21 protein-coding genes are annotated in these 21,168 nt (G+C 35.7%); 11 read left to right on the top strand and 10 right to left on the bottom strand.

Features of this window, described 5'->3' with window-relative positions; genetic code table 11:
• Positions 1-89: 89 nt before the first annotated feature.
• Positions 90-554 (bottom strand): hypothetical protein, encoded by a 465-nt coding sequence (locus FB551_RS10050; protein WP_047433683.1) that lies wholly within the window; start codon positions 552-554, stop codon positions 90-92.
• A 488-nt stretch (positions 555-1,042) separates the two neighbouring features.
• Between FB551_RS10050 and FB551_RS10045 the strand changes: the two genes are divergently transcribed.
• The 3 genes from FB551_RS10045 to FB551_RS10035 all read left to right on the top strand — a co-directional run bounded on the left by FB551_RS10045 (position 1,043) and on the right by FB551_RS10035 (position 5,190).
• On the top strand, positions 1,043-2,407 hold the full coding sequence (locus tag FB551_RS10045; RefSeq protein WP_226798664.1) for a hypothetical protein: 1,365 nt from the start codon (positions 1,043-1,045) through the stop codon (positions 2,405-2,407).
• Between the two features lie 429 nt (positions 2,408-2,836).
• A complete protein-coding gene (locus FB551_RS10040) occupies positions 2,837-3,976 on the top strand; it encodes a helix-turn-helix domain-containing protein (protein ID WP_142017166.1) in 1,140 nt (379 codons plus the stop codon).
• Between the two features lie 155 nt (positions 3,977-4,131).
• A complete protein-coding gene (locus FB551_RS10035; RefSeq protein WP_142017164.1) occupies positions 4,132-5,190 on the top strand; it encodes a serine hydrolase domain-containing protein in 1,059 nt (352 codons plus the stop codon).
• A gap of 104 nt (positions 5,191-5,294) precedes the next feature.
• On the opposite strand, the gene FB551_RS10030 is transcribed toward FB551_RS10035, so the two are convergent.
• A complete protein-coding gene (locus tag FB551_RS10030) occupies positions 5,295-7,691 on the bottom strand; it encodes a hypothetical protein (protein ID WP_185150208.1) in 2,397 nt (798 codons plus the stop codon).
• A gap of 482 nt (positions 7,692-8,173) precedes the next feature.
• Here FB551_RS10030 and FB551_RS10025 point away from each other — a divergent pair, with 482 nt between their 5' ends.
• A complete protein-coding gene (locus FB551_RS10025; protein ID WP_167497845.1) occupies positions 8,174-10,084 on the top strand; it encodes an amidohydrolase in 1,911 nt (636 codons plus the stop codon).
• Between the two features lie 69 nt (positions 10,085-10,153).
• Here FB551_RS10025 and FB551_RS10020 read toward each other — a convergent pair whose 3' ends face one another.
• From FB551_RS10020 to FB551_RS10005, 4 genes are all read right to left on the bottom strand, one after another.
• Entirely contained in the window at positions 10,154-10,324 is a 171-nt protein-coding gene (locus tag FB551_RS10020) for a lmo0937 family membrane protein (RefSeq protein ID WP_047433678.1), read from the bottom strand.
• A gap of 55 nt (positions 10,325-10,379) precedes the next feature.
• Positions 10,380-10,697 carry a hypothetical protein gene (locus FB551_RS10015; RefSeq protein WP_047433677.1) on the bottom strand — a complete coding sequence of 106 codons (318 nt, stop codon included), beginning with the start codon at positions 10,695-10,697 and terminating at the stop codon, positions 10,380-10,382.
• A gap of 124 nt (positions 10,698-10,821) precedes the next feature.
• Positions 10,822-11,370: a type 1 glutamine amidotransferase domain-containing protein gene (locus tag FB551_RS10010; protein WP_142017160.1), complete on the bottom strand. Its 549-nt coding sequence runs from the start codon at positions 11,368-11,370 to the stop codon at positions 10,822-10,824.
• A gap of 93 nt (positions 11,371-11,463) precedes the next feature.
• The gene (locus FB551_RS10005; RefSeq protein ID WP_142017158.1) at positions 11,464-11,916 is read right to left on the bottom strand and encodes a PA2169 family four-helix-bundle protein; all 453 of its coding nucleotides are present in this window, start codon (positions 11,914-11,916) and stop codon (positions 11,464-11,466) included.
• Positions 11,917-12,130: 214 nt separating this feature from the next.
• Between FB551_RS10005 and FB551_RS10000 the strand changes: the two genes are divergently transcribed.
• The 6 genes from FB551_RS10000 to FB551_RS09975 all read left to right on the top strand — a co-directional run bounded on the left by FB551_RS10000 (position 12,131) and on the right by FB551_RS09975 (position 17,308).
• Positions 12,131-13,009: a helix-turn-helix domain-containing protein gene (locus tag FB551_RS10000; protein ID WP_047433675.1), complete on the top strand. Its 879-nt coding sequence runs from the start codon at positions 12,131-12,133 to the stop codon at positions 13,007-13,009.
• A gap of 90 nt (positions 13,010-13,099) precedes the next feature.
• The gene (locus FB551_RS09995) at positions 13,100-14,155 is read left to right on the top strand and encodes an alpha/beta hydrolase (protein WP_142017156.1); all 1,056 of its coding nucleotides are present in this window, start codon (positions 13,100-13,102) and stop codon (positions 14,153-14,155) included.
• Between the two features lie 68 nt (positions 14,156-14,223).
• Positions 14,224-14,790: a DapH/DapD/GlmU-related protein gene (locus FB551_RS09990; protein WP_226798663.1), complete on the top strand. Its 567-nt coding sequence runs from the start codon at positions 14,224-14,226 to the stop codon at positions 14,788-14,790.
• 15 nt (positions 14,791-14,805) lie between these two features.
• Positions 14,806-15,315, top strand: coding sequence for a cupin domain-containing protein (locus FB551_RS09985; protein ID WP_142017148.1), 510 nt, complete (start codon positions 14,806-14,808; stop codon positions 15,313-15,315).
• A gap of 269 nt (positions 15,316-15,584) precedes the next feature.
• Positions 15,585-16,256 carry a hypothetical protein gene (locus FB551_RS09980; RefSeq protein WP_142017146.1) on the top strand — a complete coding sequence of 224 codons (672 nt, stop codon included), beginning with the start codon at positions 15,585-15,587 and terminating at the stop codon, positions 16,254-16,256.
• Between the two features lie 413 nt (positions 16,257-16,669).
• Entirely contained in the window at positions 16,670-17,308 is a 639-nt protein-coding gene (locus FB551_RS09975) for a hypothetical protein (protein WP_142017144.1), read from the top strand.
• A 203-nt stretch (positions 17,309-17,511) separates the two neighbouring features.
• Here FB551_RS09975 and FB551_RS09970 read toward each other — a convergent pair whose 3' ends face one another.
• The 4 genes from FB551_RS09970 to FB551_RS09955 form a co-directional block, all read right to left on the bottom strand.
• On the bottom strand, positions 17,512-17,997 hold the full coding sequence (locus FB551_RS09970) for a hypothetical protein (protein ID WP_142017142.1): 486 nt from the start codon (positions 17,995-17,997) through the stop codon (positions 17,512-17,514).
• Between the two features lie 145 nt (positions 17,998-18,142).
• Positions 18,143-18,754, bottom strand: coding sequence for a hypothetical protein (locus FB551_RS09965; protein WP_142017140.1), 612 nt, complete (start codon positions 18,752-18,754; stop codon positions 18,143-18,145).
• A gap of 20 nt (positions 18,755-18,774) precedes the next feature.
• Complete coding sequence (locus FB551_RS09960) at positions 18,775-19,596, bottom strand: FRG domain-containing protein (RefSeq protein WP_142017138.1); 822 nt, start codon at positions 19,594-19,596, stop codon at positions 18,775-18,777.
• A 377-nt stretch (positions 19,597-19,973) separates the two neighbouring features.
• Positions 19,974-20,207, bottom strand: a complete 234-nt coding sequence (locus FB551_RS09955; protein WP_002977873.1) for a helix-turn-helix domain-containing protein — start codon at positions 20,205-20,207, stop codon at positions 19,974-19,976.
• Positions 20,208-20,355: 148 nt separating this feature from the next.
• Between FB551_RS09955 and FB551_RS09950 the strand changes: the two genes are divergently transcribed.
• A complete protein-coding gene (locus tag FB551_RS09950; RefSeq protein WP_142017136.1) occupies positions 20,356-20,841 on the top strand; it encodes a hypothetical protein in 486 nt (161 codons plus the stop codon).
• The last annotated feature ends 327 nt before the right edge of the window (positions 20,842-21,168 follow it).

The following is a 21,168-nucleotide window of genomic DNA, read 5'->3' as shown; positions in this document are numbered from 1 at the left end:
TTGATTTCAAAGTATTCTTATTTCGTCAATTTTCAGACTTTTACTGGTTCGAAACATGGAAACTTTGAAGTATAGGAATGTTTAAAAAACTATTTGACCAGAAGATAGATTCCAACACCAATGGCGGCATAAGCCGTAACGGTAAGAATATCAGCAATAGGCTGTGAAAAGCGTTTTTCTGCAATTCTCTCACTATTGATCTGGTTCTTATGGAATTTCAGACTTTTTTTAGCATTACGAACAGGGTGTGCGACCAGACTGTCTCCTTCCCATCGGTCAACAATGACTTTATAACTGTTGTTATCCACTTCAATTTTAACATTTTTACCGGCGGCCAGTTTCTCCTGAATATTGACAGGAGCAGGTTGTGCGCTCAGACTTTGAGATGCTGGATTTGTACCTGTTATTTCTGTAGAAGGATTATTAGCTATAGCTGTATTCTTTTTAGTGCCTTGATTATTGTTGACTGCCGGATCTACAGGCTTTTTTACCTGATAGGTATAGCAACTGGTAAGCGTACATAATATAATGATGAAATAAAGATTCTTTCGCATAAGCCAAATTTAAGAATTAAACGGAATATTTGGGAGTTTCTTTTAAAAGATGATGTTTTTTTTAAATTTCCCAGTTGTTCCTGGTATAAAACGTCTCCAACTATCAGTGGGGGATAAAGTAAAAAGATTTTAGGTGTCTGATATAAATTTAAGTCAAAGGAACTCATGCAACAGATTATTCTGATGAAAAAGGGTTTTTAGATCACCTTTTTGTTTTTAGAATCTTCTATTGACAATATTAAAAGAAGCCCGAAAAAAATTGTAAAAAAAAATTAAATATAAAACAGAAACCGGTCTGTCGGTTTTTCAGATCTATTGTTAGAAGCAGTTGAAACATACTACAAATTATCCTGCTTATATGACGTATATAATGGATAGATGTATCATTGGTGTATTAATGATCTGTTAAAAATGCATGTTTGATGTAGTTGTATTTTGTTGGTATATCTTTTATCTCTCTACTTTTGCGGCAACAAAATGATCAAATGATGAAAAAAAAATTTCTATCACTTGGAGGCATTATACTCAGCCTTCAGGTGTTCTCGCAAGTAGGTATTAATACGCCAAATCCCCAGGCCAGCCTGGATGTTGTAGGTAAGCCGACATCTACAAATGTATTCGATGGTATTATTGCTCCAAGAATTACGGGCGCACAGCTCAGAGCAAAGACCTATACCCAAAAACAGCAAGGAGCGATGGTATATGTAACTGCTGCTGATACAGCTCCCAGCGGGCAGACTACAGAAGTAACCAGCACAGGGTATTTTTATTTTGACAGCAATCTGAACCGCTGGCAAAAACTGAATTCTGGAACGATCGCCGTAGGGGATCCCACAGCAGATGCCTTCATAGATGATCCGGCCAATACAATGGTAAAATTAGGAGCAGCCTCTACCGGAACTGCCAGAACTTCAAACACGGATTTCGTTATTAAAGATAACGGAAGAGTAGGGATAGGAACGCAATTGCCTGATGCAGCCCTGCATATAAAAGAAAATGGCAATACTGACAGTAATCAGCTGAAAGTTCAGTCAACCAATAGCTCTCCATTGATTAATCTGGAAAGAACAGGAACCAATAACCTGGCTTCCGGAACAGAGCTCGGAAAAATATCCTTTAACGGAAAGATTTCAGGATCTAATTTCCCATTAGCAGGTATAAAAGCCAATTACTGGGGTAATGGAGCAACCAATTCTTCAGCTCTTACATTTTCTACGAGTGACCGACCAGCTGTTGTAATTAACGAGAATGGAAATATGGGAATAGGACGTTATGATACCAATTATGCCATGTCTCCTACCCAAAAACTTGATGTAGACGGAAATGTAAGATTCAGAGGGGTTCCGTCATCCACAATGAACAGCACAGACATGTTAATGGCCTTGGATGCTAACGGGGTTGCTAAAAAAGTAGATATCACAACACCTGTCAGTGCTCTGGTTGCAACAAGAACGGGACCTTCATTAAAAACGGCGGATGGCTCCGCTGCTATCATGTGGTTTGAAAATACCCGTCTTTCTGATAATGCCTATCTGACAAGAGTTGATAGTGGTACCTTTAAAGCAGTCAAGACAGGACTATATACTATAAGTATCACAGCCCATTTTGACCAGGTTCCTGAAGGTACACCATTAGAAAGCCATTACAGAGGAGTATCAGTTGGGGTAAGGACTACAGGGAACAAGCTTACCCAACATTACGGATCTAATTATTTAGGAAGTGGATACACCAATATTACTGCTGTTTTTATAATGAATGCAGGCGAACAATTTCATGCATATAGCCAATGTAATAAAGGTGGATCGTACAGACAGATGGAAGCTACAATATCCGTTGTTTATACACCTTTGTAAAGTATTTCAAATATATTGCATTAATAAACTTTATAGTACGCCAGTTTTTATATAAAAAAGATAAGCAGCTAATAAGGTAAACTTCATAATTGCCTTGCTTCAAAACCAAAACCCCGTTCAGAAAACTGAAAGGGGGTTTGGTTGTTATTTTCCAAGAATTTTGCTGGAATCCTTTTCAAGGTTTTAAACCTTGAAAAGGATAAATTTTTCGTATAGTGGAAAGATTCTTTCTTCATAAAGAGGCTTTACAACATTAATTCCTCACTCCAGCTCCCATCTTCCAACCTCTCAGATGATGACAGATAAAAAACTCAGCCAGTGTCAATCTAATTTTTATATTTGCATTTGTAGGATTGGGATTCTCAGAAAACCGCCGGAATACTCATAAAAATTTTAAAATATAATAACCAAAACAAAGAAGAATAAGGAATGGATAAAAGTAATTTATTGATTATTATCGCTTCGGTTTCCGTATTCATTTCTGTACTTCTTTCAATTTTCCTTGTTACAGTAAAGACCAGGCACAGAGTAAGCAATGTTTTATTTGCTGTTTTTCTCATCATTAACGCCATAGATATGAGTGATCCTCTGTTTACTATGGTGTCTGATGGACCATCCAACCTTGGGATATTCAAAAATATGCTTGTGTTTCTGCAAATTCCGGTTTTTTATCTCTACGTGTTATCCGTTTGTTATTCGGATTTCAAACTGAAACCCCAGTATCTGCTGCATGCGCTTCCGTTTTTGATTGCTAATCTGATTTTACTGCCTCGTTTTTATGGGGTAGATATGGCATCGAAAATTCACTTTATTGAAAACCGTCAAAACATGGTAGAATTGAAGTTTAATCATATTCTGTTGCATGCCCAGATGGTTATCTATTTTGTTGCGGTTTTCAGAGTATTAAGGAAATCAAAGACGCTTTATCTTGAAAATTATGCCGGGAAAAACATCAGTTCTTACCACTGGCTGTTCCAGTTTACGGTTGTATTGTGTATGGTTTATGCCATCGCTCTTTTAAAAAACATTCTTAAGTTTTCAGAATATGTCTACATTTCGGAAGGGATAAAGGCTGCACTTTTATTATTATCCCTTTTTATTATTTGCTGGTATCTTTTCAAAGCATTGAATCATCCTGAGCTTTTCAGAAACGTGGATTCAAAATTGAAGATGGTTTCCGAGATGGTTTCGGAAGAAAAAAATAATGAAGAACCAGTGACAAATGACAGGGAATATAATGAGGATCTTTTGAGATTAAAAAAGTATATGGTGGAGAAAAAACCGTTTCTTAATTCTTCCCTTACCATTCAGGAGGTTTCGGGAGAAATTGGAATTCCTGTCAGAGAATTGTCTCTTTTAATCAATCATCAGTTGGGTCAGCATTTCTATGATTTTGTAAATACCTATCGTATAGAAAATGCCATGAATATGTTAAAAGATGAAACCAAAAGTAAGGTGACGATCCTTGAAATTCTGTATGAAGTGGGGTTCAATTCAAAATCTTCTTTTAATACTGCCTTTAAAAAACATACGGGAACTACGCCTACGCTTTATCGTAAGGGTTTGTAACACAATATTTTGTAATTATCCGTACGCTTTCTCAGAATGATCCGTACTTATTTTTCTGAGAAAATTGGGACGATTACTTTTATTCGGTCGTCTGCTTTCAAGGGCTTCCACATCTTTGTATCGAAATAAATTTTTAACATTTAAAAAACGATACAATGAAAACATCTTTTCAATTTTTAGCAGTACTGTTATTCTTAAGTAGCTTTACTTTCGGACAAAAAAAATCCGCAAAAATTGATTCCATTATCCAGGATAATTATAAAAAAAGTCCAGAGGTAGGAATCAGTGTTGGCTTTATCAGTAATAATGAAGAATATTATACGGCATATGGTAATATAAGTAAGGAAAGTAAAAGCAGGATTGATAAAAATTCTCTGTTCGAAATTGCCTCTATTACTAAAATTTTAACTGCCAATTTAATTGCCCAGGCAGTGATAGACCGAAAAATAAAACTGGATGATTATATCGACGGTTATCTTCCCAAAGAATATGTGTTGCAACAAAATCTTAAAAATAAGATCAGAATTTCAGATCTTGCATCTCATCAATCCGGTTTACCCGATATCGACTTCCCAAAATTAATAGAACTGAATCCACAGCAGCCTGTAAGCAACGTCACTCAAAGTACGCTGACCTCTCTAATCAATAACTGTAAAGAGCTTAAAGATTATGGTAAGTACCAATATTCAACCATGGGCTACACTTTATTGGGACAGATTCTGGAAAAAGTATATGGAAAGAGTTATGATCTCATTATCAGAGAAAAACTAACAGATCCATTGAAAATGACGACTACACTAACGAAAGATTTTAACGTGAAAAACAAAACGACTGGTCATAATCCGGATGGAGGAATTCAGGAATTTTTCAATTGGAATGTTACCGCTCCCGCCGGATTGGTAAAATCTAATTCAACCGATATGATAAAGTTTTTAAAGGCGGTATTAAATGATAAAACCAAAGTAGGTCAGGCTTCCATAATAGCGGAGAAAATCTTTTATAAAGATGACAAAAGAGAAATGGGATTAGGCTTAAATATATCAACGGATGATCAAAATACGCTCTATTTAAAATCCGGAGATTCTATGGGACAGTCTTCCATCATATGTTATAACAGGGCTAAAAAGTGGGGCATTATCATCCTTCTTGATCAGAGAAACTCAAAGATGAGACAGGATCTTCTTAATACAATTTATGATACCGTCCTGAAGTAAGGGTTGTAAGCCTGTTTATTCAATCAATATTTATTGTAATGAAAAGGGACAAGTCTGAATACAGGCTTGTCCCTTATGGTGATCTTCAGAATCTTTTTTGAAGATTATTTTAAAACCTGCTGGTCATAAAGAAGATTGTCATCTTCATCAAAGCTTATGATCAACATTTTATATTGTTTTGCACTGTCGTTATTAAAGAATTTAATTCTTGGAGGAACATAATCACTGTCAAATAAATTAGGATTCCAGTACAGTGTTTCGCGGGTATCGTTTTCAATTTTTTCCGGTGCGTCATCATCTATCATTTCAATCGGGAATTCTGAAGGTTTATCATATCCTTTGATGATGGATGAGTTGTTCTTTTTCGTCTCTTTTTCATTGCTTTTAGCCTGCATGTTGCCTTTCATTGTGTAGATGGCTACGGCATCACCTACCAATCCTGATCCCTTAATAATTTTTACCATCGCAATATTGTTGATGGGTAGAGTGGAAATCATGGTAGGATCGGTCGCTATTTCATCTAAAAAGAGCTTGGCTTGCTGGCCCCGGATGTAGGGTACGTTAGCTCCTGAATTATTCCTCTGAAATGTCAGCCCGGCAGCTTTTCCCTGCAGCCAGTCTAAAATATTGGTGTATCCCGAGGTATGCTGATCTTCATTGACAAAATCAAATACCGTAGAATTGACTGAGCTGAACATTCCGGTGGACAGTTGTTTATCCAGTTCTGCTTTCGGATCTTTCTTTTTTCCTACTAAGGCTACTTCCTGAATTTGTATATCATTACTCTCTTTCTTTTTAATATTTTTTTGAGTATTGATAGCTCTGGAAATTGTAGAGGTAAGGGTTTTATTTTTACCCGCTTTCATCAAGGTATATTGAGTCGCCGGGAAATTACCCTTAAATTGTGAAGGAGTGACCAGCGGTTCTATGGTGACAAACAAATCATTATTTCCCGATTCTTTATTTTCTGAATTAACAAAGGCTGAAATTTCCAGCGGTTCATCATTATTCAGGTTATTTAAATAGATATATCCGTTTTGATCTGTTTTGAATTGGCTGAATACAGGCTGACTCTGACCGGATTTTGATAACAAATTGATATTCGTGTTGGGCAGAAGAGCATTATTTTTAATAGGTTTTACTCTGTAAGAAAGGTATTTTTGAGATGGAGTTTTAATGGCCGGGGCAACTCCGCTGAGTACAGCATTCCAGTCGAATCTTTTCCAGTTTTCAGAAATAAGAAGGGCGTCCAAAGCTTCCGTATTGGCATTCTTCGAGAAGTATTGTGCCGGGCTGTCTATTCTTGTTGGAAAATCTCCCGTTAACCAAAGCGCACTCAGAATATTATCTTCTTCAGGAATTGGGGTACCACTATCATCACTTACCAAAACCGTGTAGTTTTTGAAATAAGATTCCGGAGAAAGATCAATACTGTTGAAAGCTCTTGGGGTTAGCTTTAAGCTCTGACCTACTATTTCTGCTTTCTCAATCTTTAAATTACCTGGTTTTACAAAACAAAGCCTTTGTGCAACAACATTATCCTGTTCATCAAAAATAACCAATTGCAAAACCACGTTGGCGCCACTGCTGATTTTCGTAGGAATAAGACTTGATGCTTCATTGGTCAGATGGTTGATATTGGCTCTGTAAGCAAGATGATTATTGATCATTCCAATAATTTTATAACCCTGAAGCTGTTGTTTGAGATGAACACCTTTTAAATTATATTTTACTCCTTCTTTGGAACTTGAAACTTCTATACTCAGGCCGCTGTCTGCAACTTGTGGCAAATCTATTGTCTGACTTTTTCCATTATTATCCTGAATAACAGCCTGATATTTCTTGCCTGATGCCGGAGTTATCTTAAAAGAAGCTATGTTCTTATCAAAAGATTTGAATGTGGTAACAGGAGTGTTGGGATTTTGGCTGTCTATAATTTTTCCTGACCAGTTTTCCGGCAGAGAAGAATTGGAAGATAATCTTACCGCAAATTTTGTAGGCATACCGCTAACAAAAGTTCCGCCTTCAGGAAAGACTTTGGCAGACCAGTCGGAGCTTTTTGCAATGACCAGTGATTCCGGAGAGTTCGGATTGTAAACCGGAATTGTTTTGACAATTTGGAAGTCTTCATTAAAATTGGTCATGTAAGGAGTGTAAGCTCTTACAAAATAAACCTGCTCGGGAAGGTCTTCTTTCAGTTGAAAATCTCCGCTGCCTTCACCATTGGTAAGAAGTACAGTTTTCCAGTCTATTAATTTTTTATCGGAATTATACAGCTCAACAAACAGAGTAGTGGATAATGCGGAGCGGTTATATCCGTCAAATACAAAACTTTTGAACCAAATTTTATCACCGGCTGCATATTGCGATTTATCGGTAAGTACATATACTTTCTCCTGCTCGTAATTATTCTCAAGATTAGTAATTGCTTTTTCCAGTTTGGTTTGTGACAGTACAGGCTGTACCATTGAAAGTAGCAATACACAGAACATATTTTTCATAGAAATCTCAGCGCATTTTAATTCTTTGCTAATGTAATCATTTAAAGACTTCTGAAGTTGATTTTTAACATGTTATTTCACAAGACCGAAATAAGATTGGTGATCGTTTTCTGCCAAAAATTACCGGATGCATTGCCTGATGAGGTATTCCAAACATCATGTTGTAATTGTGAATTAAACAGGAACATGCTGTAAATTAAAATTTTAGATAGTAATATTTAATCAACATTGAGTGATAAAAAATATTTTGAATGAATATTTTTATTATTTTTATAAAATAAACTAAAACATGAAAATATATGAAATTTATTCACGTTCCCGAATTCAATCTGACCTAGTACCTTAAAAATCATCATCAATTTGCATTACAAATAAGCCTCCTCTGATGAGAGGCCTGTATTTCTATGTACTTAAGGTACAGTATAATTAAAAGTCAACACACAAAATTAAACTTAAAAAAAACCTTAAATCCAATTATTCCTATGGAAAAATCACACAGTCACACGCATGGCTGCACGCATTGCTCTTGCCACAATCCTGTTTTGGATGTTCTTAAAGAAGACCTTTTCAGTGCAGAAAATATGACGAAACTCAATCCGGGTTCCGGAAAAGCAACCCACGAAAAACCACAGACTCTGATGGTAAGCGGAGGAATCATCCGTCCTATGATCGGAGGATCTACAGCTACCGTTGAATCCGTTGGGATCGCGGATGGAAAAGTAGTGATAACCGGTACAAAAGATCAGGTAGAAGACTATATGAAAGCAAACTATCAGGGATTTCAAAGAAAAGAGTTAACTCCTACCCAAACTTTACTTCCCGGCCTGATAGAGCCTCATGTTCATATGGTTCCAACAGCTATGATGCAGGGATGGCTGGATCTGAGCCCTTTTGAAGGACAGAATTTAAAGGCCGTATATGACCTAACCTCTGTAGGAACCATCATCAACAATCATATTCCTAAAATTCCGGGTGCGGTTATTTTAGGTAGAGGACTAGATCCTTCATTAATGCCTTTTAAGGAAAAAGACGGTAAAAAAGAGTTAATAACCATCGATAATATACTGCTTGATAGTATTAATCATATTACACCGATGATGCTGTTAAGTGCTTCCATGCATACCCTTTATCTGAATACCAAGGCGCTGGAATATGTATTTAAACATAATTCTGATATCAGTGACGAGTATAAAACTGTTGAAAATTATATTGCTGAAACTAAAGGTCAGCTGCAGGAAGGCTTACAAATGACTCCGGCACTGAAGACGGTAAAACTGCAGATCATTGCGATGAGCATAGAGATTAACAGGTATCTTACTAACCTTTTCAATACGGCCAATTCGAGAGGAGTTACTTTTATGTATGATGCCGGATTAAATAAAGGATCAGAAATGCTTTTGACCAAATATTTTGAAACTCATCCTGAATGGGTAAGAACGGGCGGGGCATATCTTTGTTCCAATCAGGAAGATGTTGACAACCTGAAGCCTTATAAAGAACCGGATCATTATAAACCTGTTTATTACGGACATATTAAAGTGGTTTCAGATGGCTCCAACCAGGGTTTGACAGGGTATCAGAGTGCTCCTTACCTGTGTAATCCTGCAAACAATACAGGAGTATTTAATTTTCCGCAGACAGGTATTCCTGCCCATACGATTCCGCCGAGCTATAATGCATTAATTAATAGTGTGGTAGCTGTAAAAGGCTGGCCACTCATGGTTCATGCCAATGGAGATCAGGCAGTGACATTTGCCATTAATGCTTATCAGCGTACTTTGGCTCAATATAAAGGTCCGGAGCTTCGTAACCGTATTGAACACTGTTCACTGCTGACGTCAGAGCAAATTACCAATATGCTCCAAATGGGAGTTTCTCCAAGCTTCCTTATCGGACACGTAGGCTACTGGGGCTATGCTTTTAAAGAAGTCATCTTCGGTGAGAAAGCGCAAATGCTTGATCTTTGTGGTTCCACACTTGCTGCCGGTATGAGAATTACCCTTCATAGCGATAATGAGGTAAGTCCATTGGGTCCTTTAAGAATGATGGAGCAATCCATTACCAGAATCATGGAAAAGAATCCGAATGATATTGAAGTTTTAAACAGTGCAGAACGTCTTACCCCTGAACAGGCTTTGATTGCAGTTACTTACGATGCTGCCTGGCAATGTTATGCAGATAAATGGGTAGGATCACTAGATAAAGGCTACTTTGCTGATTTTGTTATTTTGGAACAGGATCCTCTTTCCTTAAATACCCCTTCACTGCAGTATATGAAAATGAGAGATATTCCGGTATTGGAAACCTGGGTGGGCGGTATACCCGTGTATATAAATGATAAAGCCACAAAAGCGGCTACTGAAAAAGATGTACTTTTTTCAGATAATTCATAGTTTGTTTTACATTATTGCTGATTAAATATCAATCAGAGTAGATGGTTTTCTACTCTGATTTTTTTGTTTTTAATTAAGAGGTTTTCTGCCTGTAAAAATATTGATCAGAACAACAATAATGGCAACAACTAAAAGTGTGTGGATTAAACTTCCTGTGTCCATCCCCGGAATGATTCCGAGCATTCCCAGGAGCCAGACGGCAATGCAGATGACTGCAACAAGCCATAATAAATTTCTCATAATATTATTTTTTGTGGTTAGTGTTGTGGTGTCGTGTATATCTGGTGGCTTCGTTTTATTGATGCCTTACCCCTTTATGGTGATATTGGGTGCTTTTATGATCGGTTTTATAGTTGGAGTAAACGTTATCAGTAACTGTACTGTAGCTTTTATTAGAATACTGATCATTCTCTACCTGCGGCAGGGAATAATGAAACTCCTTGCCGTTCTTATAAAGTTTGTTATCGTAAGTACGGTAAATCTGATTTTCTTTATAAGAGTTTCCATCAGGAGCAAGATATATTTTGCTTTTCTTGCCTTTTTTTCGCAGGCCCAGATAAAGCAAAGAACTTCCTGCTGCAAGAGCCAATGTAATTTTTACTATATTGTTCATACGATTGTGATTTGATTTTAATAATTACAAATTTTTTGCCATAGGACATAAATGTGGTACTTTTTACATACAAAAATCTGATGATAAGAAAAAAAAAGTCTGGAAGAACCAGACTTTATTTGTTTCAGAGCGTTTGTTCCGAATGTTTTCCTTCCCTGATCTCTTCTGCAAGTTTCGCGTTGAAGGCAGGAAGGTCTTTTGGAGTTCTGCTCGTAACGAGTCCGGCATCTACTACCACCTCGCTGTCTTCCCAGCGCGCACCTGCGTTTTTTAAATCCTGGCTGATGGAGTTTACGGAAGTCAGATTTCTGCCTTCTACCACACCAGCGTTGATCAGTACCTGTGGTCCATGGCAAATGGCTGCTACAGGTTTATGCTGAGCAAAAAAATCCTTTACAAAGTTGAGTGCTTTTTCATTGGTTCGCAGCTGATCCGGATTAATAACTCCACCCGGTAATACCAACGCATCATAATCCGAAGCTACTGCATTTTCCAGCGTTTGATCCACCGGATATTCCTTCCCCCAGTCTTTTTCTGCCCAGGCTTTAATACTTCCGGATTCCGGACTTACAATATGCGCGGTCCATCCCTGTTGTTCCAGATATTCTTTTGGTGAACTTAATTCACTCTCTTCAAAGCCATGTGTGGCCAGTATTGCGATTTTCTTTGACATACTACTGTTTTTTGTGTTAAGTACCGGAAGATTTATGACCTCCAGTGACAACGTGCGAATGTTGTGATGATTAAATAGAACTTACCTCAGAGGTTACTTCTTTAAGTCTTCAAGAACCTCAAATTTATCATGAGAAGCCTTAAGCTGATGAAGCTGATCCAGTACAACCCTTGAGCTTTCCGGGCAGAGATCACCGCTGTCTAAAGCATCCTGATAAGCATCTATAGCAGCATTTTCACCATATACAACATTTCCCAATGTAGAGCCGGCTGTATCTGTGGCAAAAGAGTTTTTAACATCAATCCATGCTCGGTGGATAGCTCCTGCAGCTGATCCTGACTGATCCGGAGTGCCGCCTCTTTCCGTGATCAGGTTGCTCAATTCGTTTTTCATCTTGTGAGACTGGGCGACCATAGTATCATAGTCTGCTCTTAGCAGCGGATACTCATCCCAAACTTTGTCTTCAACTTTCGAAAATCCCTGAATTCTGTCGTTGGTAATGTTCAGTAAATCATTTAATACTGAAACTGTTTTCTCGTTGTTCATATCTTTATATTTTTAAAATGGTACTATGAACTTTGCAAGTGCCGTGCCTCAAACAGTCTATTTATAAAGATGTGGTATTTAAAAAAAACTTAAAATTTTGAAAACAAATCTTAATGAATCCCTGAATCGCTGAAATGATTACCATGTTGAGGAGGCAAAGGGATGGTTTTTTTGACACGTAATATTTATAGTTTGAATTTCTTAACTTTGAAAAATGAAAGAAAAGGTAAAAAGAGTTGTTTCGGAGTTTAATACTGAATTGAAATTAAAAGGTTTCCGTGCATTTCAGATTGAGCAGGACGGGAACGAAACCCGTGTGTACAGCAGAAAAGAATTCTATAAAATTTGCCTTACAACAGGAAAAAGTAAAATTCATTATTCTGACAAAAGCTTCGAGCAGGAAGGAACTGTCCTGTTTTTCGGAAATCCACATATTCCATATTCCTGGGAAACAATTTCAACCACTTATAAAGGTTATACCATTCTTTTTTCTGAAGAATTTTTCAAAAATTCTGAACGTTCCGAAAGTTTGCAGCAGTCTTCTTTCTTTAAAATCGGCGGAACTCCTGTTCTTAAAATCACAGAAGATCAAAGACAGTTTCTCAATACCATTTTCCAAAAGATGATTGAAGAGCAGGAAAGTGATTACCTTTACAAAGATGAGCTGATTCGCAATTATATAAGCCTGATCATTCACGAATCTCTGAAGCTGGAGCCTGCAGCAGATTTTGACCAGAACAAAAATGCAGCATCAAGATTATCATCCGTTTTTCTGGAACTTCTGGAAAGACAGTTTCCTATTGAAACCACTAATCAGTCGCTGCAGCTGAAATCGGCTCAGGATTTTGCGAAAAGCCTGAATGTCCACGTTAATTATCTCAATCGTGCTGTAAAAGAAATTACCGGAAAATCAACAACGGCTCATATCACGGAACGTATTCTTACAGAAGCAAAGGCATTGCTGCACCATACAGATTGGAATATCTCAGAAATAGCTTTCGCGCTTGGATTCGATTATCCAACATATTTTAATAATTTCTTTAAAAAACAAACCGGAACCAATCCAAAAGCCTTTCGTTTAACGGAAGTTTGAATTTCTTAATTTTTGGTTTGATTATCATTAACTGTCAGCACACGGCTGTTTCTAATTTTGTATCAGTAATTTTTAAAATAAAATTCAGATATGAAAATAGTAACGACAGTAATGGCTTTGTCCTTCCTTTTTATCGGACAGACTTTTGCGCAGAATAAAAAATCAAATCAAATTACAATGAATCCAACAGAACAAAGCGAACATTATACTTTCCAGCTCAGCAATAAAGTAACCCGTAAAGCTGTTACCTTCAAAAACCGTTACGGAATAACGCTTTCAGGAGATTTATATCTTCCGAAAAATGCAGGAAACGAAAAACTGGCCGCTTTGGCAATCAGCGGACCTTTTGGTGCGGTGAAAGAACAGTCTTCAGGTTTATATGCCAATCAAATGGCGGAAAGAGGTTTTGCCGTTGTCGCTTTTGACCCTTCTTACACAGGCGAAAGTGGAGGCGAGCCGAGAGATATTGCTTCACCGGACATCAATACCGAAGATTTCAGTGCCGCAGTTGATTTCCTGGGGCTTCAAAACAATGTTGACCGGAACAAAATCGGAATCATAGGAATTTGCGGATTTGGAGGAATGGCACTGAATGCGACTGCAATAGATAAGCGTATAAAAGCCGTTGCAACCACAAGTATGTATGATATGACAAGAGTAATTTCTAAAGGATATCATGACGCCGTTACCCTGGAGCAGCGGACAAAAACGCTTGAAGATCTGAATCAGCAAAGATGGAAAGATGCGGAAACAGGAAAGATGGAATATCCAGCTTCACATCTTCCGGAAAAATTAACTGGCAATGAACCTCAGTTTGTAAAAGATTATTTCAATTATTACAAAACCGAAAGAGGGTTTCACGAGCGTTCAGTAAACTCAACAAAAGGATGGAGGCTTACCAGCGCACTTTCATTTATGAATATGCCTATTTTAAGTTACATCAAAGAAATTTCACCACGCCCGATGCTTTTAATTGCCGGTGAAAATGCACATTCAAAATATTTTTCCGAAGACATTTATAAAATGGCTGCAGAACCGAAGGAATTAATGATTATCCCCAATGCGGTTCACGTAGATTTATATGATAGAGTGGAGGTTATTCCTTTTGAAAAACTGGATAATTTCTTCAGAACACATTTGAAATAATTGAGTATTACAAGAGTTGAATCCGCTTTGAAATGGCGGATTTACCACCTTTTTTTAAGTATATAATCATGAGATTTAACGAAGATATTTTCGCCAGACTTAAAAATGGCGAAACAGTAATGCCAGACGACCCGGAAATTCACAAACTACTGGAAGCTTCTTATGAGGTTAAAAAACAATTGATCCCACTCAATAATTCCACAGAACCGGATGAGATCTTAAAAATATTAAGTGAGATTGTTGGTGAAAAACTGGAGAACGTAGCGGTATTTACCCCGATCTATATCAATTACGGAAAGAATATCAACATCGGTAAGAATGTATTCATCAACTTCGATTGTACTTTTCTGGCTTTGGGCGGAATTACCATCGAAGATGATGTATTAATCGGTCCGAAAGTAAGTCTGATCACTGAAAATCATCCTTTGGAGCCTCAACATAGGAAAGGATTAACAGGTCAGCCTGTTCACATCAAAAGAAATGCGTGGATTGGCGCCAATGCTACCATTCTTCCCGGAGTTACAATTGGGGAGAATGCTGTGGTAGCAGCCGGAGCGGTGGTTTCAAAAGATGTTCCGGACCATGTTGTAGTAGGAGGAATTCCTGCAAAAATCATCAAAACAATTGAATCATAATGTAGGTGTAAGTTAATGAAATATCTAATTATCATTCTCTTAGCGTTCATTCCATCTGTAACTGCACAAAATAAAGTAAATTCAAACAAAATAAAATCCAGCAAAATGAGTACAGACATTCCTAAAATAAGTGATTTTCCTACAGGTGAAGAAAACAAGGCTTTTGCTCAATACTTTATTGGTAAATCCTATCTGGCACCTCTTACCGGTAATAAAGATCTAAATGTTCCTCTTTCCAATGTCACATTTGAGCCGGGCTGCCGCAACAATTGGCATAGTCATACCGGTGGACAGCTTTTGATTGTGGTGGGTGGCGAAGGTTTATATCAGGAAAGAGGAAAACCTGCCCGTCGTTTAAAACCCGGTGATATTGTGGAAATTGCTCCGAATGTGGAGCATTGGCATGGCGCAGTCGCCGGAAGTTGGTTCTCACATCTGGCAACGAATGGCAATCCGCAAACCAATCAGAATATTTGGTTGGAAGCTGTCTCAGATGAGGAATATGCTGAAGCCAACGCAATCTAATTTGCTGCCATAAGCAAAATTACTGCCTGTTTTAAAGGTAACGAATTAAAAAAATACACCCGATTGTTCATTATACAATCGGGTGTGTTGGTATCAAAAGGAGAATTAACATTTTTGTAAAATATAACCGGAGACATCCAGGTATAGAATACCATAATTTTTTCTATATTTATAATAAGTAAGTATATGTTTTGCTAATAGTTAGAAAAATGGCTTGTGTTTGTATTTTACACTCTAAAACATGCCTGTAAATAATATAAAAAAAGACAATGCCAATAAACTCAATACCTCCTGACGGAGGCCTGTTATATAAAGAAACAGATATGACTCAGTTTTTCCCTGAGCCATTAAATGCAATAACAGCCCTATTATTTTTAGCCATCGCTATTTTCTGGACCTTCAAAATGAAGGATGATTTCAAAAAATATCCTTTTTTAACCTACTGCTTAATTTTATTATACATTGGAGCCATAGGAGGAACGGTTTATCATTCTTTCAGACAGTGGCCGGTATTTATTATGATGGATTGGCTGCCTATTATGTTGCTATGTCTCTCTGCCGGATTTTTTTTTGTGGCGCAGAGCACCAGATGGTACTATGCTGTTGCAATGGTTCTGGGATGTCTGGTACTTATGGTGGGTTTGAGAAACTGGATTCTGATTGATAACCCTTCTCTTTTTATCAACGTCAATTATGCCATCATGGCCTCATTTGTAGTTTTTTCGGTAATAAGATATTTGATTTATACCCAATGGAAAGCGGGAAAATGGGTAGGATTTGCGGTGTTGTCGTTTGTTTTTGCATTAACTTTCCGTATCTCTGATAAATGGGAGTGGTTCAGTTTCGGAACACACTTTTTATGGCATACTTTCGGGGCGGTGGCGACGTTTTGTATGTTTAATTATATTTATCTTACGCGGGATATCATCAGGAAGGCGTAAGTTTCTAGATCTTTCATCAGATCATGACTGGAATTCTTTTTTAATGCACAGTTCATTGATCATTTCGTTGTATTGTAAATAAGCTAAGTGCTTCGAATTCGTCGCTCATGAAGCGGTGTGCTTATCCATGCGCTTCAAGGAATCAGCAAAGTTGAGTCTACACTTGGCTATCTTAAAATCATCAGTTTCAAAAATAAAAATCTTTGCGTCAAAAATATCGTCAGCATATTATCTTTATTCACTAAACTCCTTAAAATTAGGGATTTCCTATCCTTATTTTTATTTGTAAGTTAGTGCCGCAAACATAGTACAGGATAAAAATATACAGAGCGATTCTGATGAAGAAGAATTCGTATTGTTTTATCCTTCACTGTTTTAAAAAAATTATACACCCAAAAACTAAATTTATTACAATGAAGAAGACACTGATTATTCTATCAATGGGCGCTTTGCTTGCTGCCTGCAACAAAAAGGCTGAACAGAAAACAGAGGCAACTAAGGATACTGTCGCCATAGGAAATACTACAGCCGCAGAAAAATCTCCGGGAGAAACTACTCAATTTGACATCAACGCTGTACCGGTTTCCACCGCTGAAGTGGGTGATTTTCCCTTTTTCAGTTTTCCCAAAGGACTAGATTTTCAAAACAAACCAGTCCAAAGAAGCTTTGACATGCTGTATTTTCCACTTAACGGCGTAATGACACCCATAGGAGGGAAAATATGGAAAACATATGTAGTCAATGGGAAAAATAATGAAGAAGAATGGTCATTGCCGTATTTTTTGAAAAGTTATGATGATGCTATTACAAAAGTTGGCGGTGTAAAAATATTTGATGGTAAAGTTTCTCAGCCAGAGCTTGACAGAATAAAAGAAGATGCCAAATACTTTGGCGAGGAAGGTTCTATAGATTATTGGAATGAACCCGTAAAAGTATATATCATCAGAAGAACAAATGGCGATGATATTTATATTCAGCTCTATGGAAATACAGCTAACGGAGCCATACAGATTCTACAGAAAGCCCCGGTTGAGCAAGGCACAAAATCGTAGGGTAGAGTGATGAAAAAATAAGGTAAAGATATTAGATATCTTTTGCTTAAAAATTCTGACGAAAGTTGGGATTTTTTTGTTTTGATTCGTGCTATGGAAATGATCCTAATTTTAAGCTGGTGAAATAAGTTTTTTTTCTTTGAAATTGCTCCGAAGTCAGGAGACTTCGGAGAGCGGGAGATTTTGGGAAATGACAAGGTTGCCTAGTCCCAATTGTATAAAGTTTTAAACTTTTTGTACTCTTCTTCATTTTGCATTATATAAATCATAAAATCATCCAAATTTATTTTTGAATTTGATTGTCCCATATCTTTGCGGACGAGTTTCATTAATTCGAAGTATTTTTTAAAATGATCTACTCCATTATTTCCAGGTTTTTGTAATTCAAGTGTCCAATTTTTAAATGATTCAAACATTTCATCAGAAGCATAGAGAAACATATTTTTTTTAATATCTAAAATTCTCTTCAATAATTCTTTATCATTAACTTTCTTTCCAATTTTTTCGCCGTGCATTGTGTCAAATATTATATACACAAGCTCAGAATAAATTTGAAATTTTTTTTCAGAAAGTTGGGTTTCAATATTCTTGATTTTATCTTTTTGAAATTGAACTCGCCATATAAGGTAGGTCGAAAGTGTTCCAAGAATTAATAACAATATTTCTTTTAGAGGTAAATTTTCAAACATTTAATTAGGTTAAAAAATAAATTAAATAAAAATGTAGTGTTATGAAATTAAATTTCTGATATATTCTTTATATTCCAGAAGTTCTTTTTCAGTGAATTAATGAAAAAAAAATATGATATTTTGCCTTATAAATCATATAAATAATTCATTGTAATATTGTAAAGTTAAAATATTCTAGTCTACTGTACATTTCCTTAATTTTACTGAAATTAATCTCTATTTTACCACTAAAGCTAATTGTTATAATATTCGAATTTGTTTTTGTGAAAAGGTTCATTAGCATTTCCATACCTTTATTTCCTTTAAATTTTTTAGCCCAATTTTCAAAGAAAGTAACATAATCAAAATAAATAAAATTTTCGTCAGAAGTTATAAAGCCTTTTAATCTTTCTTTAACATCATTCAATTCGTTTATAAAAGCTTCCAATTCTAACTTAAGCAAAAACAAAATATAGTAAAGAATAATCTGTCCTAATCCATCAATAATGCACACTTTGTCTTCATGAAACATTACTAGAAAACTATTTATATATTGTTGAGGAAACCCTATTTCTCCTTTATACTTACTTGAATAGATTTCTCCGATTTTAATTGTTGATAGTTTTTTTAAAAACTCTCTTTTTTCATCTCGTAGAAAGAAATATTTTCCGTTATAACATTTATAGAGCCCATCATAATGATAATCTGAATACTTTGAAAATCTTTCTGTTAAAGAAACATATAAAAATTGTAGTTCATTATACAAATCTTTGTTCATTTTATTTTGTAATTAATATTTTACACTGAATAAATTTTATTATTGCTTTCGGACGTTATTTTTCTAATCCTTTCCACCTCTGTCTTATTATCATCTGTTGAAGCAAAATAAATAAATTCTTTAAAACCTTCATCTAAATAATTAGAAATTTCAGCTTTTACATTTGGTGATATGTATATTTTTGTCAGATATTGACTTATATATGGTATTTTTTCAATTGGTTTGTTGATATCCTCTGAGTTTAAAATAATGAAACTTCCATCTTGTCTAAATCTTCTAATTTCTCCAGCATAGTTTTCGAAATCATCAGGAAACTGAGAATGATGTTTCACCATATAAGATTTTTCAAGATCAAATGGACTTTGATCAAAAAATCTGTAGTCTTCTTCTCTTTGAAAATTAATTAATTGATCTTCATAGTAAGGACATTTATATAAGTATATTACACCATCGTTATCTATGTATGTGTTTGATTCATCATCAATTGCAAAAAACATTGCACTATTGAAATCTTGGCTCCAATCAGTCAGTCTTGTGTAAAATCCCAAATGTTGCGCTTGAAATAGATTATGCCAGTCCTGTGCATATTTTGTATAGTCTTTATCAAAATGTTGTAAAACTTTTACCCCTAATGTTTCTTCATTATAATTTTCAAAAAAGTTTTTTTCCCTTTCGAGAATGTCAGCATCAGTAAGTTTAGGATTTCTGGTAATGTTTGGTTTTATTGGCCAGTCATTTATTTGGCCTCTAAAGAATGCTAAGTAAGGTGAGAAACCATCTCTTCTTATTGATTGACTAAAAGATAATAGCTCTTGTAAATTATTTGGACGAAATGTTTCCATTATTTAAAAATAGATTTAAAATTGATATTGTAGTTCTGATATTTTAAACTAATTATTATTAGTACTTTAATAGTAGCTGAATTTTTTTATGTGTTATTACTTTAATAATTTCTATTTTGTTCTCTTTCAAAAGATTTTTGTATAATCACAATCTTAATCGTGTACGAATTTTACGATTTCTATATTTAGAAGAAATTCCAATTGTGTTAATAAAAAATATTTTGTGTGAAAGATATACATCTTCTATTATAGATGATTACGGCTTTCCGTAAACACCAAAAATAAAAAGCCTCTTAAAATTTTCAATCAGTATTTTCACGGAAATTCTTAAATATTATGAAAATTTCACCACAAAAAAATCCCAACTCTCGTCAGGATTATTCATTTATAAGTTTAAAGAAATCAGATAAACTAATTTTTCTTGCTTCGCATATTTTAAAAAGTGTTTCAACGGGTATTCTGTAAGTTTCTTCACTTTTAATTTTTCTAATGGTGCTTTCTTCTACACCATGATTTTTGGCAAAAGAATTTTGTGACTTGCCTTCTTGGAGCCAAGGTATCAACCATTTCTTTGTAATGTATGAACAAATTTTTTCGTTTATATCTGTCATAGAACAAATGAAATAATTAAATAATAAAAAATTACGGTCGATCGACCGTAATTAAATTTCTTTTCCTACATTTATAAAAAAATACAAACATGAAAAAAGCAGAACAAACTTCGATTCCCGATTTCGGGCAGATAAAAAACACTCCGGCTTGCAGCTGATAGAAACTTTCTTTCAGTTCAATGAGCTGGATGTTTCCAAAGAAAGGCTCAGCAACATTATGAATTATGCAGTAAAGAGAAATAGCTGGATCCATGAAGATCCGGCGGTGATCTTCCAGTTTCATCAGTCGGTGAGGTCGTTAATCCGGGCAGGCTATCTCATGATGCTGAAGGACAGAAAATGGACAATCGATACACAGCCGGAAAAGATTTCCCCGTGGGTTCTTGGTCTGCTTTCGGAAAAGGAATACCGGAATCCTCTGTTGGTTTTCAAAAAAGCCTTCAGCGCCTATACCCTCAAAGAATATGATTATTTTATGTCCGGAATCGTCTATTTTTCAATGGGCGTCTATGAAAACCTGCCGGAAAGGAATATCGTGATGCCTTACATTCATACGGTGAAAATGCTGGATGCTGCACATCTTATTCTTCAGAGAAAAAGAGAAAAGAAAATGACTGAGACTAATGAAGAATAGGGTGTAAACAATTGATTTACTTTCTTTTGTAAAAAAATATAGTATTTTAACCATTAAGAAAATGAAGAGGATAAGATAAGTTAAGATTCATCTTTGATGAATGAAGAAGACGCTTTATGAATAACTTTAGCCCTGTTCTTAACTTTTCTTAAGAGCTTAAGAAAACTTAATGGTTCAAAGAATTATTAAGAGGAAATTGAACTTTGCATGCTTACATAAAACGGAATTATTAATAGAAACTTTGCGTTCATCTTTTTAATCAGGAATAATTTAAAATACAAACTGATGATATGTTTTTCAGACGCAAAGATTTTATTTTTTTAACTG

This window comes from Chryseobacterium aquifrigidense, from assembly GCF_006716485.1.
In the GTDB taxonomy this organism is placed as follows: Bacteria; Bacteroidota; Bacteroidia; order Flavobacteriales; family Weeksellaceae; genus Chryseobacterium; species Chryseobacterium vietnamense.
The sequence above is the reverse complement of the archived record's forward strand: the minus strand, read 5'-3'. Positions and strand labels throughout refer to the sequence as shown.

What these genes read in the sequence shown, in the direction of transcription:
- FB551_RS10035 (WP_142017164.1), top strand. Translation starts at nt 4,132, where the DNA reads ATGAAAACATCTTTTCAATTTTTAGCAGTACTGTTATTCTTAAGTAGC.
- FB551_RS09990 (WP_226798663.1), top strand. Translation starts at nt 14,224, where the DNA reads ATGAGATTTAACGAAGATATTTTCGCCAGACTTAAAAATGGCGAAACA.
- FB551_RS10010 (WP_142017160.1), bottom strand. Translation starts at nt 11,370, where the DNA reads ATGTCAAAGAAAATCGCAATACTGGCCACACATGGCTTTGAAGAGAGT.
- FB551_RS10020 (WP_047433678.1), bottom strand. Translation starts at nt 10,324, where the DNA reads ATGAGAAATTTATTATGGCTTGTTGCAGTCATCTGCATTGCCGTCTGG.
- FB551_RS09975 (WP_142017144.1), top strand. Translation starts at nt 16,670, where the DNA reads ATGAAGAAGACACTGATTATTCTATCAATGGGCGCTTTGCTTGCTGCC.
- FB551_RS09995 (WP_142017156.1), top strand. Translation starts at nt 13,100, where the DNA reads ATGAAAATAGTAACGACAGTAATGGCTTTGTCCTTCCTTTTTATCGGA.
- FB551_RS10005 (WP_142017158.1), bottom strand. Translation starts at nt 11,916, where the DNA reads ATGAACAACGAGAAAACAGTTTCAGTATTAAATGATTTACTGAACATT.
- FB551_RS10000 (WP_047433675.1), top strand. Translation starts at nt 12,131, where the DNA reads ATGAAAGAAAAGGTAAAAAGAGTTGTTTCGGAGTTTAATACTGAATTG.
- FB551_RS10015 (WP_047433677.1), bottom strand. Translation starts at nt 10,697, where the DNA reads ATGAACAATATAGTAAAAATTACATTGGCTCTTGCAGCAGGAAGTTCT.
- FB551_RS09980 (WP_142017146.1), top strand. Translation starts at nt 15,585, where the DNA reads ATGCCAATAAACTCAATACCTCCTGACGGAGGCCTGTTATATAAAGAA.
- FB551_RS09985 (WP_142017148.1), top strand. Translation starts at nt 14,806, where the DNA reads ATGAAATATCTAATTATCATTCTCTTAGCGTTCATTCCATCTGTAACT.
- FB551_RS09965 (WP_142017140.1), bottom strand. Translation starts at nt 18,754, where the DNA reads ATGAACAAAGATTTGTATAATGAACTACAATTTTTATATGTTTCTTTA.
- FB551_RS09970 (WP_142017142.1), bottom strand. Translation starts at nt 17,997, where the DNA reads ATGTTTGAAAATTTACCTCTAAAAGAAATATTGTTATTAATTCTTGGA.
- FB551_RS10040 (WP_142017166.1), top strand. Translation starts at nt 2,837, where the DNA reads ATGGATAAAAGTAATTTATTGATTATTATCGCTTCGGTTTCCGTATTC.
- FB551_RS09955 (WP_002977873.1), bottom strand. Translation starts at nt 20,207, where the DNA reads ATGACAGATATAAACGAAAAAATTTGTTCATACATTACAAAGAAATGG.
- FB551_RS10050 (WP_047433683.1), bottom strand. Translation starts at nt 554, where the DNA reads ATGCGAAAGAATCTTTATTTCATCATTATATTATGTACGCTTACCAGT.
- FB551_RS10025 (WP_167497845.1), top strand. Translation starts at nt 8,174, where the DNA reads ATGGAAAAATCACACAGTCACACGCATGGCTGCACGCATTGCTCTTGC.
- FB551_RS10030 (WP_185150208.1), bottom strand. Translation starts at nt 7,691, where the DNA reads ATGAAAAATATGTTCTGTGTATTGCTACTTTCAATGGTACAGCCTGTA.
- FB551_RS10045 (WP_226798664.1), top strand. Translation starts at nt 1,043, where the DNA reads ATGAAAAAAAAATTTCTATCACTTGGAGGCATTATACTCAGCCTTCAG.
- FB551_RS09960 (WP_142017138.1), bottom strand. Translation starts at nt 19,596, where the DNA reads ATGGAAACATTTCGTCCAAATAATTTACAAGAGCTATTATCTTTTAGT.